The 13,989-nt window shown below is 69.6% G+C and carries 14 protein-coding genes and 1 pseudogene; 11 read left to right on the top strand and 4 right to left on the bottom strand.

Translation table 11 applies throughout. The annotated features are described in order from the left end of the window. The 4 genes from ACJ8AN_RS31235 to ACJ8AN_RS31220 all read right to left on the bottom strand — a co-directional run. Window positions 1-856, bottom strand: an 856-nt coding sequence (locus ACJ8AN_RS31235; RefSeq protein WP_407759182.1) for a rod shape-determining protein, incomplete at its 3' end; no start/stop codon positions are given. Window positions 857-1,097: 241 nt separating this feature from the next. Beyond that, on the bottom strand, window positions 1,098-1,661 hold the full coding sequence (locus ACJ8AN_RS31230; protein ID WP_407759181.1) for a putative ABC transporter permease: 564 nt from the start codon (window positions 1,659-1,661) through the stop codon (window positions 1,098-1,100). Window positions 1,662-1,778: 117 nt separating this feature from the next. Beyond that, window positions 1,779-2,498 (bottom strand): glycosyltransferase family 2 protein, encoded by a 720-nt coding sequence (locus ACJ8AN_RS31225; protein WP_407759180.1) that lies wholly within the window; start codon window positions 2,496-2,498, stop codon window positions 1,779-1,781. 93 nt (window positions 2,499-2,591) lie between these two features. After that, window positions 2,592-4,028, bottom strand: coding sequence for a pyridoxal phosphate-dependent decarboxylase family protein (locus tag ACJ8AN_RS31220; RefSeq protein WP_407759179.1), 1,437 nt, complete (start codon window positions 4,026-4,028; stop codon window positions 2,592-2,594). A gap of 278 nt (window positions 4,029-4,306) precedes the next feature. Here ACJ8AN_RS31220 and ACJ8AN_RS31215 point away from each other — a divergent pair, with 278 nt between their 5' ends. The 11 genes and pseudogenes from ACJ8AN_RS31215 to dapE all read left to right on the top strand — a co-directional run bounded on the left by ACJ8AN_RS31215 (window position 4,307) and on the right by dapE (window position 13,975). Further along, complete coding sequence (locus ACJ8AN_RS31215) at window positions 4,307-5,587, top strand: ammonia-forming cytochrome c nitrite reductase subunit c552 (RefSeq protein WP_407759178.1); 1,281 nt, start codon at window positions 4,307-4,309, stop codon at window positions 5,585-5,587. After that, complete coding sequence (locus ACJ8AN_RS31210; RefSeq protein ID WP_407759177.1) at window positions 5,584-6,435, top strand: hypothetical protein; 852 nt, start codon at window positions 5,584-5,586, stop codon at window positions 6,433-6,435. Before ACJ8AN_RS31215 ends, ACJ8AN_RS31210 begins: the two co-directional genes overlap by 4 nt. A gap of 201 nt (window positions 6,436-6,636) precedes the next feature. Then, on the top strand, window positions 6,637-7,788 hold the full coding sequence (locus tag ACJ8AN_RS31205; protein WP_407759176.1) for a zinc-dependent alcohol dehydrogenase: 1,152 nt from the start codon (window positions 6,637-6,639) through the stop codon (window positions 7,786-7,788). 12 nt (window positions 7,789-7,800) lie between these two features. After that, window positions 7,801-8,250, top strand: coding sequence for a hypothetical protein (locus tag ACJ8AN_RS31200; RefSeq protein WP_407759175.1), 450 nt, complete (start codon window positions 7,801-7,803; stop codon window positions 8,248-8,250). Window positions 8,251-8,412: 162 nt separating this feature from the next. After that, window positions 8,413-9,180, top strand: a complete 768-nt coding sequence (locus ACJ8AN_RS31195; RefSeq protein ID WP_407759174.1) for a trypsin-like serine peptidase — start codon at window positions 8,413-8,415, stop codon at window positions 9,178-9,180. Between the two features lie 183 nt (window positions 9,181-9,363). Further along, window positions 9,364-9,567 (top strand): annotated as a pseudogene (locus ACJ8AN_RS31190) (hypothetical protein); the annotation flags it as partial. A 101-nt stretch (window positions 9,568-9,668) separates the two neighbouring features. Next, window positions 9,669-10,001: a PRC-barrel domain containing protein gene (locus ACJ8AN_RS31185; protein WP_407759173.1), complete on the top strand. Its 333-nt coding sequence runs from the start codon at window positions 9,669-9,671 to the stop codon at window positions 9,999-10,001. 42 nt (window positions 10,002-10,043) lie between these two features. Beyond that, on the top strand, window positions 10,044-10,868 hold the full coding sequence (locus ACJ8AN_RS31180) for a 2,3,4,5-tetrahydropyridine-2,6-dicarboxylate N-succinyltransferase (RefSeq protein ID WP_407759172.1): 825 nt from the start codon (window positions 10,044-10,046) through the stop codon (window positions 10,866-10,868). 22 nt (window positions 10,869-10,890) lie between these two features. Beyond that, window positions 10,891-11,769 carry a prephenate dehydratase gene (gene pheA / locus ACJ8AN_RS31175; RefSeq protein WP_407759171.1) on the top strand — a complete coding sequence of 293 codons (879 nt, stop codon included), beginning with the start codon at window positions 10,891-10,893 and terminating at the stop codon, window positions 11,767-11,769. Beyond that, window positions 11,766-12,902: a bifunctional chorismate mutase/prephenate dehydratase gene (locus ACJ8AN_RS31170; protein WP_407759170.1), complete on the top strand. Its 1,137-nt coding sequence runs from the start codon at window positions 11,766-11,768 to the stop codon at window positions 12,900-12,902. Before pheA ends, ACJ8AN_RS31170 begins: the two co-directional genes overlap by 4 nt. Further along, window positions 12,899-13,975: a succinyl-diaminopimelate desuccinylase gene (gene dapE, locus ACJ8AN_RS31165; RefSeq protein WP_407759169.1), complete on the top strand. Its 1,077-nt coding sequence runs from the start codon at window positions 12,899-12,901 to the stop codon at window positions 13,973-13,975. Before ACJ8AN_RS31170 ends, dapE begins: the two co-directional genes overlap by 4 nt. Window positions 13,976-13,989 lie beyond the last annotated feature (14 nt).

The following is a 13,989-nucleotide window of genomic DNA, read 5'->3' as shown; positions in this document are numbered from 1 at the left end:
CGGCGATGTCGCCGGCGAGCTCAGGGGGTGTGCGCTCGAGCGTGCCCTTCACCGCTTCCACGATGGCGTTGACTGGCTCGGCGAGAGCTTCGCGGACCTCGTCGGAGTTGAGGGTCAACGTGCGCGGCACGCCGGCGACCAGATCGCGCCCCTTGATGTCCATCGTCAGCACTTCGTCGCTCGGGTAGGCGTTGCCGATGGTCATCTTGATCAACTCGGCCGTGCGCTCGCCGATGAGCAGGTTGTACCCGCGCTTGATATGCTGCACGATCGCCTCATCCATTTTGTCACCGCCGATGCGCACGCTCTTCGTGCAAACGATGCCGGCGAGGCTGATCACCGCGACGTCGGAGGTACCGCCGCCGAAGTCGACAATCATCTGGCCGCTGGGCTCGGTGACGGGCAGGCCCGCGCCGATGGCCGCCGCCATGGGCTGCTCGATGAGGTAGACCTCGCGGGCACCGGCGTTGGCGGCCGCCTCGCGCACCGCGCGGCGCTCCACCTCGGTGATGCCCGAGGGGATGCCGATGACGATGCGCGGGCTGACGAGCGACTTGCGGTTGTGCGCCGTCTGGATGAAGTAGCGGAGCATCGCCGCGGTGATCTCGAAGTCGGCGATGACGCCGTCCTTCATGGGGCGGATGGCCACGATGTTGCCCGGCGTGCGGCCGAGCATCTCCTTGGCCTCCTTGCCCACGGCGAGCACCTTCTTGCCGCCGCGCGCGTCCTGTTGGACGGCCACCACGGAGGGCTCGTTGGACACGATGCCCTGTCCGCGGACATAGATGAGCGTATTGGCCGTGCCCAGGTCGATGGCGAGGTCACGCGAGAAAAGAGTGTGGAGCCAGTCGAACATACGGGGGCGGAAACTTTCAGAGGTGCGGCGTCATTTCCCGAAAACGACAGGGAGTGCGCGCCAACCTACTACGCTGGGCCCGCAGCAGGAAGAAAAGGCAACTGTCAAGTCGAGGGCCCGGCCGGAGAGCGTCCGGCCCACGACGCCCCCTGTCCTTCCCCTCCGCGCCCCATTCCTCCCTCTGAGAGATGGTCCGGGGTGAGGGGTTTTCCCCACAGCGCGCTCGGTTCCCTGTCTCCTTTCAGTGGATGGGGTGGAGCTCTCTCTCCTCGGCGAGGAGGAAGGTGTCCGCCGCTTCCCCGGCCTCCTGCTCCTGGGAGACAGGGGCCAGGTGGAGCGGCTCGGCCACGGCGCCATTTTCCAGGGCGTGGCGGTATTCGGGCGTGGTGCGCAGGGCCTCGCTGGTGATGCGCAGGAGCCCCTCGCGCACGGGCTCGAAGAGCAGGGCGGCGACGTACCAGAAGGGGGCGTAGTCCAGGCGGATGAGCCCCTTCACGCTCCAGCCCTTGTCCTCGTAGTCCCAGGGGCAGCGGCCGAGCGCCTTGCGCAGCAACCATCCGGTGGCGAACTCGGCGCCGAAGATGACGGCGGTGTAGGCGAGCGCCCTCAGGGGGCGGGGCAGGAAGCGCAGCCGGTCATGGAGCAGCTCCATGCCCAGCGCCGTGGCGCCGTAGATGGGGTGCATCCAGAGGTACGTCTTCGCGGTGCCGTGGCTATCGCGCTCCAGGAGCGCGGCGCTCATTCCGGTGAAGCACACCTCCATCACCCAGCCAGCACACCCGTAGAGGACGAATCGCGGTAGCACTCTCGGAAGCTAGGAACCCGCACTCCAAAGGGCACCTGGACCAGGGAGTGGGGGAGCAGCCGCCGGACGGGCGGGCGGCCGGAGGCTGCTTGGGCTGTTGAGCGCCAGACAGGGGGCTCAGCGCTTGAGCGAGTACTTGCCGATGGCGTAGAGCGCCCGGACGCCGTCCTTCCAACCAATCTTCTTGCCCTCTTCGTAGGTGCGCCCGTGGTAGCTGATGGGGACCTCGAAGACGCGCCAGCCGCCGCGGGCCACCTTGGCGGTGATTTCCGGCTCGATGCCGAAGCGGTTCTCCTCGATGGTGACGGAGCGGAGGACCTCGGCGCGGAAGGCCTTGTAGCAGGTCTCCATGTCGGTGAGGTTGAGGTTGCTCGTCATGTTGGACAGGGTGGTGAGCAGCTGGTTCATCACCGAGTGCCAGAAGTAGAGGACGCGCCGGGGCGTGCCGATGAAGCGGCTGCCGAAGACGACGTCCGCGTCGCCATCCATGATGGGCTGGATGACGCGGGGGATTTCGCGCGGGTCGTACTCGAGGTCGGCGTCCTGGACGATGACGATGTCGCCAGTGGACTCGGAGAAGGCGCGGCGCAGGGCGGCGCCCTTCCCCTGGTTCTTCTCCTGGAAGATGATCCGCAGCTCGTTGCGGTTGACCGGGGTGCCGCCGATGACGGACAGGCCCTCGTTGGTCATGCGCTCGAGCAGCTCGCGGCTTCCGTCGCGGGAGCAGTCATCGACGATGACCAGCTCCTTGGGGAAGTCCACGGCGGCGACGCGGCGGAGGAGTTCGGCGAGGGTGGAGATCTCGTTATAGACGGGGATGACGACGGAGACGAGCATGGCGGAACGGCGCTCTACCCGATTTCCGTTCGCCGCGCGACTCCTTGGTGGGAGTACCCGGGGCGGGGGGAACGTCACTCCCGGTGAGGGGCCTCACGCCGCCCGGCGCAGGGCCTCCAGGAGGGCCTCGAGGTCCGCGTCGGTGGTGAGCGGGTTGACGAGGGTGGTGCGCAGCCACACGCGCCCGCCGAGCGTCGTCTGTACCAGGTAGAAATCACCGCTCGTGACGAGCGACTCGCGCAGGCGCACCTGGAGTGCGTCCAGCTCCGGGGCGGGCACCCCCTGGGGCGTGTGCCGGAAGCAGACGATGTTGCAGTCGGGCGGGACGGCGAGCTCGAAGTCCCCGGAGGACTGGAGGCGCTCGGCGAAGCGGCGCGCCAGGTCGAAGGTGTCGGTGATGGCGTCCGCGAAGAGCTTCGTGCCCAGCACGTGGAGGCAGGCGTAGAGCTTGAGCGCCATCATCTCCTTGGTGCACTCGAGGGTGCGCAGCGCCACGTCGCTCCAGGGGCGCGAGCCCTGGCCGTTGAAGAGGTAGGAGGCCTCCTGGGCGAAGGCCTCGAAAGAGCGCGAGCCGTCGCGGAAGAGCACCGCGGTGACGAGCGCCGGCATCATCATCTCCTTGTGCGCGTCCCACACCACCGAGTCGGCGCGCTCAATGCCCTTCACCTGGTGGCGGTAGCGGGGGCTGAGCGCGGCCGAGGCGCCGTGGGCCCCATCCACGTGGAACCACAGGCCGTGCTTCGCGCAGAAGTCGGCCACGGCGTCGAGCGGGTCGAACGCGCCGGTGGCGGTGGAGCCCGCGCTGGCCACCACGGCGATGGGCTTGCGGCCCGCGCGCCTGGCCGAGGCGAGGGCCTCCTCCAGGGCCTCGGGGCGCAGCCGGTGGCGCGCGTCCACGGGGACGGAGGTGACGCCCCCGGCGCCCCAGCCCATCACCTTGGCGGCGCGGGAGACGGAGTAGTGGGTGGACTCGGGGACGAGCACGGTGAGCGGAGGCCCGGCGCTGGCGCCCCCGTTCCACGCGTCATGCCCGGCCTTCGCCTGGCGCGCGGCGAGCAGCGCGGTGAGGTTGCCGGCCGAGCCCCCCGAGGTGAGCACGCCGCCCGAGCCCTCGGGCAGGCCGAGCACTCCGGCCATCCAGCGCAGCACGTTGTGCTCCATGGCGGTGGAGACGGGCCCCAACTCGTAGACGGCCATGCCGTTGTTGAGGAGCGAGGAGACGAAGTCACAGAGGGCCGCGAGCGGCAGGGGCGCGGACACCTGGTGGCCCACGTAGCGCGGGTGGTGCAGGTGGTGCGAGTGCTCGAGGACGCGCGTGAGGAGGGCGGAGAAGTCGCCCGTGGGCTCCTCGGGGAAGTCCGCGGGGAAGCGCTCGACGTTGAGGGCGGGCGGAGCCCAGGGCAGCACGGGGCCCTCGCGGCGGGTGGTGCGGACGAGGTGGTCGGCGAGCTGGTCCACCAACTGGTGCCCGAGCTGGCGGAAGCGCTCGGGGTCGTAGGCGGCGGCGAGGTTCGGGCGGGGCGAAGACATGGAGGGCTCCATGCCGCCCGAGGCCGCCGACGTCAACCTTCCCTTCCATGGAAGCCCCCGGAGGTGCTCCGCCTCCAGGCGAGCGGGCTCCCGGCGGGCCCCTGTCGCCCGGGTGCCTGGTGCTGTCGTCGGGCCGCGGACACCCCGGCGCGCGTGTGTGTCAGCGGGTGGGCAGCGCCCTGTCTTCGGGAGTGGTGGGGCCCCTTACCTGCGGCAGCATCGAGGCATTTGAAAGAGTGGTTCGAGCCGCGAGCCTCCATCCTGTGCGCAGGAGTTCCATGCCCTCCGTGAGTTTCAAGTCGGTGTTCATCGCCGTGTTTCTGGGCACGGCCATCGTCGTCGCCGCGCTGCTGATCAACGCCCGGCGCCCGACGGTGGAGACGGCGCAGCCTTCGGCCGACCTCGTGCGCGCCACGGGCAAATGCGCCGAGTGCCACACGCGGGAGACGTCGGCGATCGTCCACCAGTTCGAGCGCAGCCGGCACGCGGCGAAGGGCGTCACCTGTCTGGACTGTCACAAGCCCGCCGAGGGCCAGCAGTCCATGGACCACCGTGGCTTCACGCTGGCCAAGGGGCTCACCGCGAAGAACTGCGCCCAGTGCCACGCCACCGAGTACGAGCAGTTCGCGCGCAGCCGGCACGCGGCTCCCTCGTGGGCGGCGGTGCGGGGCACGGAGGGCTTCTCGCCGGAGCAGATTGAATTCGGAGAGCGCTTCCATCCCGGGTGGATCAAACGCCCGGCGCACCCCGTGGGCGTGATGGAGGGGGAGGCGGCGATGGTGGGCGGCTGCGATGCGTGCCACAACATCGGCAAGCCCAACGCGGACGGCTCCTTCGGCAGCTGCACCCAGTGCCACGCCCGGCACTCCACCTCCGTGGCGCTCGCGCGCGAGCCGCGTACCTGCGGCCAGTGCCACATGGGGCCGGACCACTCGCAGATCGAAATCTACGAGGAGTCCAAGCACGGCGTCATCTTCACGGCGCAGCAAGGGAGCTTCAACCTGAGCGCGGACCCCAAGCGGCTGACGACGGGGGACATGCCCGCGCCCACCTGCTCCACCTGCCACATGAGCGGCCTGGAGGGCCTCAAGGTGACGCACAACCCGGGCGAGCGCCTGGGCTGGTTCCTCTTCGCGCCCATCTCCACGCGCCGCCCCGAGGGCAACGCGGGCGAGCAGCAGATGAAGGAGGTGTGCCTCAAGTGCCACGCGCACACCCAGGTGGAGAACTTCTACGCCAGCGCCGAGCGGGTGCTGCAGGCCACCAATGAGAAGGTGCAGGCCGCGCAGGCCGTGACGGCCGCGCTGCGCAAGGACGGGCTGCTCGACAACAAGCCCTTCGACCACCCCATCAAGTTCGCCGAGTTCGACCTCTGGCACTACTTCGGCCGCACCACCAAGCACGCGGCCTTCATGGGCGGCGCCGACTTCGTGCAATGGCATGGCAACTACGAGCTGGCGCGGCTGCGCAACGAGCTGGACACCATGGCCGAGGAGCTGCGTGCCAAGGGCGGCAAGGGCGCCTCCGGGCCCTCGAAGGCGGGGGCCACCAAGCCATGACGCTCCAGGAGCGGCTCGCCGCCGTGACGCCCTTCCTCGCGGCGCGCGTGTTCGCCGTGGGCAACCTGGCATTCCTCGCCGCGGACATCCTGCTCGCGCACGCGGCCAATGACTTCGCCCGGCGCGTGGAGTGGCTGCCCATCGTCTTCTCCCTCGTGGCGCCGCTGCTGCTGCTGCCCGGGCTCTTCTCCGAGCGGCTGCGCGCGCGCACCCGCGTCGTGGACGTGGCCGTGGCGCTGGGCTCCATCGCCGTGGGCGTGGCCGGCATGGTGCTGCACCTGCACAGCGCCTTCTTCGAGCGCCAGTCGATACACGACCTCGTCTACACCGCGCCCTTCGTCGCCCCGCTCGCGTACGTGGGGCTGGGGCTGCTCGTGCTGCTCAACCGCATGGAGGATCCGGTGGGCCCCGCGTGGGCGCCCTGGGTGCTGCTGCTCGCGCTGGGCGGCAACGTGGGCAACCTCGGGCTGTCCCTGCTGGACCACGCGCAGAATGGCTTCTTCTCCGTGGCCGAGTGGATACCCGTGGCGACGGCCGCCTTCGGCACCAGCTTCCTCCTGGTGGCGCTGCTGAGGCCGGCGCGCGGCTTCCTGCGGCTCACCTTGGGGGTGATGGCGGTGCAGGCGGCCGTGGGGGTGCTCGGCTTCGCGCTGCACCTGCGCGCGGACCTGCACCACCCGGGCGAGCTGCTGAGAGACAGGCTCATCTACGGCGCGCCCGTGTTCGCCCCCATGCTCTTCGCGGACATCGCCCTGCTCGCGGCCATTGGCGTGTGGGGGCTGATACGCAGCTCCGTCCCCGACGTCCTCGATGTGGGGCAGGGGACGAGGCACACGGCGAGCACCTGAGCGCCACGGCTCGCGCGCATGGCCGGGCGGCGTGCGTGCGAGCAGGGCCACGCCCGCAGTGCCCGGGGGCCGCCCACTGCTGTCCGAATACGCGCTGGCCCTCGGCGGCCCCCCTCGTCACCAGACCGCCGGGCGAGTGCCGTTCCCCGCCTCCTGGCTCATGGCGGTGGCACCGAGGGGGAGGGTGCACAAGCTCGCCGTATGCGAGCACTAACCTACGACGGACCTTTCCGAGTCGCTGTACGCCACAAGCCCGAGCCGAAGATCCTTCATCCCCAGGACGGCATCGTCCGCGTGACGAGCGCCGCCATCTGCGGCTCCGACCTGCACCTGCTGCATGGGCTAGTGCCGGACACCCGCATCGGGTTCACGTTCGGCCACGAGTTCACGGGCATCGTGGAGGAGGTGGGCCCGGGCGCCCAGGGCATCAAGAAGGGCGACCGGGTGATGCTGCCGTTTCAAATCTTCTGTGGCGGCTGCTACTTCTGCACGCGCGGCTTAACCTCGTGCTGCGAGAACACCAACCCGGCGACCGACGCGGGCACGGGCATCTACGGCTACTCGCACACGATGGGGGGCTACGACGGCGGCCAGGCCGAGTACGTCCGCGTGCCCTTCATCGGCGTGGACGCCGAGAAGATTCCCGATGACGTCGAGGACCTCGACGCGCTGCCCATCACGGACGCGTTCACCACCGGCTACCAGGCCGCCGAGATGTGCGACCTCAAGGGCGGCGAGACGGTGGTGGTGCTCGGGTGCGGCCCGGTGGGCCTGTTCGCGATGTGGTCGGCCTGGGCGATGGGCGCCGGCCGCGTCATCGCCGTGGACAAGGAAGACTACCGCCTCGAGTTCGCCCGGAACTGGTTCGGTGTCGAGACGCTCAACTTCAAGGAGCTCGATCTCGTCACCACGGTGAAGGGGATGACCGAGGGCCGTGGGGCGGATGCCACCATTGACGCGGTTGGCTGCGAGGCGGCGGGCGGCCCGATGCATCGCGCCATGGGCATCTACGGGAAGTTGGAGGCCGGTTCGCCGCAGGCGATCAACTTCGCCATCCACGCGACGCGCAAGGGCGGCGTCATCTCGCTCATTGGCGCCTATGGCCCTCCGTTCAACTCCGTGGACATCGGCACGTACATGAACAAGGCGCAGACGATGCGCACCGGCCAGGCCAGCGTGAAGCGCTACATGCCGCACCTGCTCGAGCACGTGCGCGCCGGGCGCATCCGCCCCTCGAAGGTCTTCACCCACCGGGTGCCGCTGGAGCAGGCGCCGCACGCCTACCACACGTTCGCCCAGAAGCGAGACGGCTGCATCAAGGTGGCGCTCTTCCCCAACGGAACCATTCACTAGGACGGAATCGCGATGAATCCCAATACGCCAGAGCTCTCCACCCCGGAGAAGGTCCAGAAGCGCTCCGGGTACCAATCCCTCCAACCCGTGATGCGGCCGGAGTACTGGGGCGTCGACCTCGACCCGTCCCGCCGGCCCGGCGTCCCGATGGAGCGCAAGCCCCAACCGTGGCCGAACACGCGCTTCCCACCGGAACGCCAGCCCGGTGAACCGGCGTCACCCATGCACGGCCGTCCCAACAAGGCGATGCCGCCCGTCTTCGGCACGGCCACCCCGCTGCGCGGGCTCTCCGGCACCATCCGCAAGGCCGCCTACGGGCTGCCGGACCATTATCCGAGCCACTGGCTCCTGATGATGCTCGGGGACCGGGTCGACTCCTGGGAGACGCGGGCCCGCCGCTACCTGCCGGTGGTGGCGCCGCTCGCCCTGCTGGCCCTCTTCGCCCGCCGCGCCCTGCGCTGAGCCGCGCGCCCGCCCCGGCGGTTCCTCCTTCCGACGAGTGGGAACCGCCGGGCCTTTCCGGAGGGCGAGCAGGCGGGGTCCGCTCCGGGTGCCGCCCGAGCGTCACAAGCCCGTCCCTCCGTCTTCTCCCTCGTGGATGTGCGCACCCACGAGGGAAGAACCATGCAGAAGACGATTGGCGTTTTGCTGACCCGCTGGAACGAGCCCCCCAGGGGCTCGAACAGCAATTGGAGCATTGGCACCGGAGTCCTCATCGACTCCACCCATGTGCTGACCAGCGCCCACAATCTCATCGAGGTCGAGGAGGGGCACGAGTCGATCCGTCTCACGGGGACGCGGTCCATCACCACGTTGTTCTATCCGGATTTCCTTCCCGACAGTGGGGCCGTCGCTGGCGGGGAACTCTCCGGCGCTCCCTCTCCGGGGCTGAACGTCGCGGCCGCCTGGCACCCGGCGGCCTACGCCGAGAAGGCCACGCGCCCCTGGGACATCGCGGTGCTCCGGCTCGACTCGGCCCATATGCCGAACCAGGGGGGCTTCCCCACGCGGGTCCAGAACCTGGAGGCGAAGATTTTAAAGCAGGCGAGCGGCATCTTCGACTCCCAGCAGCTCTCCCTGCCTGCGCTGACCGTTCGGGGCTACAACGTGGACGGCTCGAAACCGAGCACCAAACAACTCTCCGTCTCGGTGCAGGAGCTCGACGTCAAGACCAACCAGATCGTCTATGCGAATGCCCAGCAGATCAAATCGATCTCGGGCTCGAGCGGCGCTCCGCTCTACGACGCGCAGACCGGCACCCTCTATGGCATCCACCACTGCGGAAGTGGCCGCACCTTCGCCGTCGGGCTGTTCCAGCCCATCCTGAGCTTCATTCAGGCGGCCCTGACTCAGCAGCTGGTGAAGGGGCCCTTCCACATCAAGAGCCTCTGATTGGCACCCTCCCTGTTGGGGAGGAGGAGAAGGGGAGACTGTCCGCTTGCATGCCGCTCGCGGTTCGTTATTTCAGTCGCTACACCCAAAGGAGGGACGCACACCGCGCTCCTCTCAACCAGGAGGCCCCTCATGGCCGCCCGTATCACCATCACGTTCTGCAATGCTTGAGGCTACAGGCCTCGGGCCGCCCGTGCGGCGGCCGCACTGAAGCAGGCGCTGAATCTGGACTCGGAGTTGAAGGCAGGCCCCTCCGGCAGCTTCATCGTGGAAGTGGATGGTCAGCAGGTGGTGCGAAAGGACTCGTTCGCCTTCCCCACCGAGCAGCAGATCGTCGAGGCGGTGTCCAAGGTAGTGGGCGGCCCCTCGGCTCCCGCCACCTCTTAGCGTAGCGCCCAGGCATGCGGGCGGCCGGGGGCCTGTCTCCCGGCGCCCGTGCTCCCCAGCGGCGCTCCCGGGACTCACCTTGTGCCAGTGGAGGTGAGCCCATGGGAGTGGGTTGGATGGAGTCCCCCTTCGAGCGGCGCTCGATTCAGCATGCGATGAAGGTGCACGACCAGGACGGGGCGGTGCTGGGGAAGGTGGCGTGCATCGGCCAGACGGTGCTCTTCGTGCGCCAGCGCTTCTCTCGCAAGCTGTGGGCGGTGCCCCTGTCGCACGTGGAGCGGGTGACGGGCCGGGGCGTGTACGTGTCGGGGCGGGCGCACGCGGCGGTGGAGCCCGTGGGAGACCGGCTGCGCACGGAGATCGTCACCGCCGTCCACCCCCTGGCGGAGCCTCCGGCGACGGCCATGGGGACCGGGGCGCACGCGTCCGCATGAGGAACGTGCGCGAGGCGGGGTTTCGTGCTTGAAGGAGCGGCCATGTCTCCCATCGAGAATCTGTCGCAGAAGGTGTCCGCGGCGTTCGCCGACCGGACGAAGCTGAAGGAAGCGGACCATGCCGCCGCCGTGCGCGAGACGCTCGCGCTGCTGGACGCGGGCGAGCTGCGCGTGGCCGAGAAGGGCCCCGAGGGCTGGAAGGTGAATGCCTGGGTGAAGGAGGCCATCCTCCTGTTCTTCGCCCTCTCGGAGATGAAGGTGATGGAGGTGGAGCCCTTCGAGTTCTTCGACAAGATTCCGCTCAAGAAGGGGCTGGAGGCGGCGGGCGTGCGCGTGGTGCCTCCGGGCGTGGTGCGCTATGGCGCCTTCGTGGAGCGCGGTGCGGTGGTGATGCCCGGCTACGTGAACATCGGCGCGCGCGTGGGCGCGGGGACGATGGTGGACACGTGGGCCACCGTGGGCAGCTGCGCCCAGGTGGGCCGGGACGTGCACCTGTCCGGCGGCGTGGGACTGGGCGGGGTGCTCGAGCCGCCCACCGCCTCGCCCGTCATCATCGAGGACCGGGCCTTCATCGGCAGCCGCTGCATCGTGGTGGAGGGCGTGGTGGTGGAGGAGGAGGCGGTGCTGGGCGCCAACGTGGTGCTCACGGCCTCCACGCCCATCATCGACGTCACCGGCCCCGAGGAGAAGGTCTACAAGGGCCGGGTGCCGGCGCGCAGCGTGGTGATTCCGGGCATGAAGGAGAAGCAGTTCCCCGCGGGCCGCTACATGACGCCGTGCGCGCTCATCATCGGGCAGCGCAAGGAGAGCACCGACAAGAAGACGAGCCTCAACGCGGCGCTGCGCGACTTCGCGGTGTCCGTCTAGGCGGACGGGAGGAAGGCCAGGCATGAGGCGGATTTCGCTGTTGGGGCCCGGGACGTTCTCCGAGGAGTCCGCCCACTACTTCCTCGCCGGGGTGCCGCACGAGCTGCTCCCCTTCAAGCTCATCTCCGAGGTCTTCCAGGCCGTCGTCTCGGGCCGGGCGGACCTCGCCGTCATCCCCATCGAGAACACCCTCGAGGGCTCGGTGAGCCAGCACCTGGACTGGCTGGTGCACGAGGTGGATCTGCCCATCCAGGCCGAGTGGGTCTACCCCATCACGATGAACCTCATCGGCCACCCGCTCCCGCCGGCACGGGAGGGCGAGGAGCCCCGGGCCCGGCTGAGGCACCTGCGCAAGGTGCTCTCCCACCCGGTGGCGCTTGGCCAGTGCCGGGCCTTCCTGCGCACCTGGCTGCCCGAGGCCGAGGTGGAGCCGGTGGGCACCACGGCCGAGGGCGCGCGTCTGGCGCGGGAGCGCTCGCCGGAGGAGGGGGTGGCCGCCATCGGCAGCACCGCGTCCGCGAGGCTCTACGGGCTGGCGCTCCTGGCCGAGCACATCGAGGACCACCCGGACAACGCCACGCGCTTCGTGCTCGTGGGGCCCCAGCCGCTCGTGCTGCCCCGGCCCGGCCATCCGAAGACGAGCCTCCTCATCACCCTGCCCGCGGACTTCCCGGGGGCGCTGCACCAGGTGCTGTCCGCGTTCGCGCGCCGGCAGGTCAACCTCGTGCGCATCGAGTCCCGTCCCACCCGCAAGAAGCTGGGCAGCTACTTCTTCTTCATCGATGTCGAGACGCCGCTGGCCACGGAGCCGATGCCCTCGGTGCTGGCCGAGATAGAATCCCTCGGTTGTTCGGTACGGGTGCTCGGCTCGTACCCCAGCCACGGAGTCCAGCCCCCATGACGGACGTCCCCGATTTGCAGAAGCTGCGTGTCGACATCGAGAAGGTGGACGAGGACCTCCTCGATGCCCTGCGCCGCCGCATGGATCTGGCCGAGGACATCGCCCGGGCCAAGCTGGCGGCCGCCTCGCCCATCCGCGACCAGCGCCGCGAGGACCTGCTGCTGCAGCGCATCCGCACCGCGGCGATGGCTCGCAAGCTGGATCCGCACGAGGTGGAGCGCCTCTACCGCTTCATCATGGAGATGTCCGTGGCGCGGCAGCACGCGCTGGTGACGTCGCTGCCCACCACGCCGCTGCGCGTGGCCTACCCGGGCGTGGAGGGCTCCTACAGCCACCAGATGGCGCACAAGCGTTACGCGGGCCGGCCCGGCGGCGTGCTCCTCTCCGGTTTCGACACCGCGCGCGAGGTGGTGGACGCCCTGCTCCGCGGCGAGGTGGACCTGGGGCTGCTGCCCATCGAGAACACCACCGCCGGGGCCATGTACGAGACGTACGACGCGCTCGCCGAGGAGGGCGTCACCATCATCGCGGAGCTGGTGGACCAGGTGCAGCACCGGCTGCTCGGGCTGCCCGGGACGAAGTTGGAGTCCATCCGCGGCGTGCTCTCGCACCCGCAGGCGCTGATGCAGTGCGAGACCTTCCTGCGCGAGAAGTTGCCCGGGGCGCGCCTGCTCCCCGAGCTGGACACGGGTGGCGTGGCGCAGCGGGTGCGCGAGGGCAATGATCCGACGGTGGCGGCCATCGCGAGCGACTCGGCGGCGCAGCGCTTCGGCCTGGAGATTCTGGCGCGCGAGCTCCAGGGGGCCAAGGGCGACTTCACCCGCTTCCTCGAGGTGGCGCGCGAGGCCTCGCCCATGCCCACGGACGTGCCCTGCAAGACGTCCGTGATGATGGTGCTGGAGAACAAGCCGGGCACGCTCAGCAAGGCGCTGCTCATGGTGGCCGAGCGCGGGGTGAACCTCGCCCGGCTCGAGTCCCGGCCGCTGCCCGGCACCCCCTGGGCGTACCGCTTCTTCCTCGACCTGGAGGGGCATGCCGCCTCCGCCCCCATCGAGGCCGTGCTGCGCGACCTCCAGCCCTACACCACCTCGATGAGGCTGCTCGGCACCTACCCGGATGTGAAGCTTCCATGACTGACCTCGCCACCCGACTCGCTCAGTCCACCCTCGCCCTGTGCCGGATTCCGAGCCCCATCGGAGAGGAGCGCGTGCTCGCCGACCAGGTGGAGCGCTGGGCCCACGCCCATTTCCCCCAGCGCGAGGTATTCAGGCTGGGGCACTCGCTGGTGCTGGGCAGTCTTCAGGACGAGCGGCCCACGGTGGCGTTGGTGGGGCACCTGGACACGGTGCCCGCGCACCCGAACGACAGGGAGGCGCGGATCGAAGGCGAGCGCGTGTATGGGCTGGGCTCCTCGGACATGAAGGGCGGGCTGGCGGTGATGATGGCGCTGGCGGAGGACCTGCCGCGCGCGGAGCTGCCGGTGAACCTGGTGATGGTGCTCTACGAGCGCGAGGAGGGCCCCTACCTGGAGAGCGGACTGGGGCCGCTGTTCGACACGCGCCCGGAGCTCAAGCGGGTGAAGTTCGGCATCGCCATGGAGCCCACGGACGGCGTGGTGCAGGTGGGGTGCGTGGGCAGCCTGCACGTGACGCTGCGCTTCAAGGGGCGCAGCGCGCACTCGGCGCGGCCGTGGCAGGGGGAGAACGCCATCCACAAGGCGGGGCCGCTGCTGGCGAAGCTGCTGGCGCTCCCGAGGCGCGAGGTGGTGCAGGACGCGTTCACCTTCTACGAGGTGATGAACATCACCAAGGCCTCGGGAGGGCGCGCGCGCAACGTGATTCCAGAGGCGTTCGAGCTCAACCTCAACTACCGCTTCGCGCCGGGCAAGACGGTGGAGCGGGCGCAGCAGGACGTGCGCGAGCTGGTGGGGGAGGTGGCGGAGGTGGAGTTCACGGACCTGGCGCCGAGCGGCCGGGTATGCGCGGACAACCCGCTCTTCCAGCAGTTGATGAAGCTCACGGGGCTGCCGGCGGCATCGAAGCAGGCGTGGACGGACGTGGCGCGCTTCTCGGAATTCGGCGTGGACGCGGTGAACTTCGGGCCGGGCGAGACGGCCCAGGCGCACCAAGCCAACGAGAGCGCGCCCATTCCTGCGCTCGCCGTGGCCTACGAGAAGCTGGCCATGTTCCTGAAGCAGGCCCGCTGAGCCCGGACGGTGCT

This window comes from Archangium sp., assembly GCF_045802675.1.
GTDB lineage: Bacteria > Myxococcota > Myxococcia > Myxococcales > Myxococcaceae > Archangium.
This window is presented reverse-complemented; position numbering and strand designations above follow the sequence as displayed.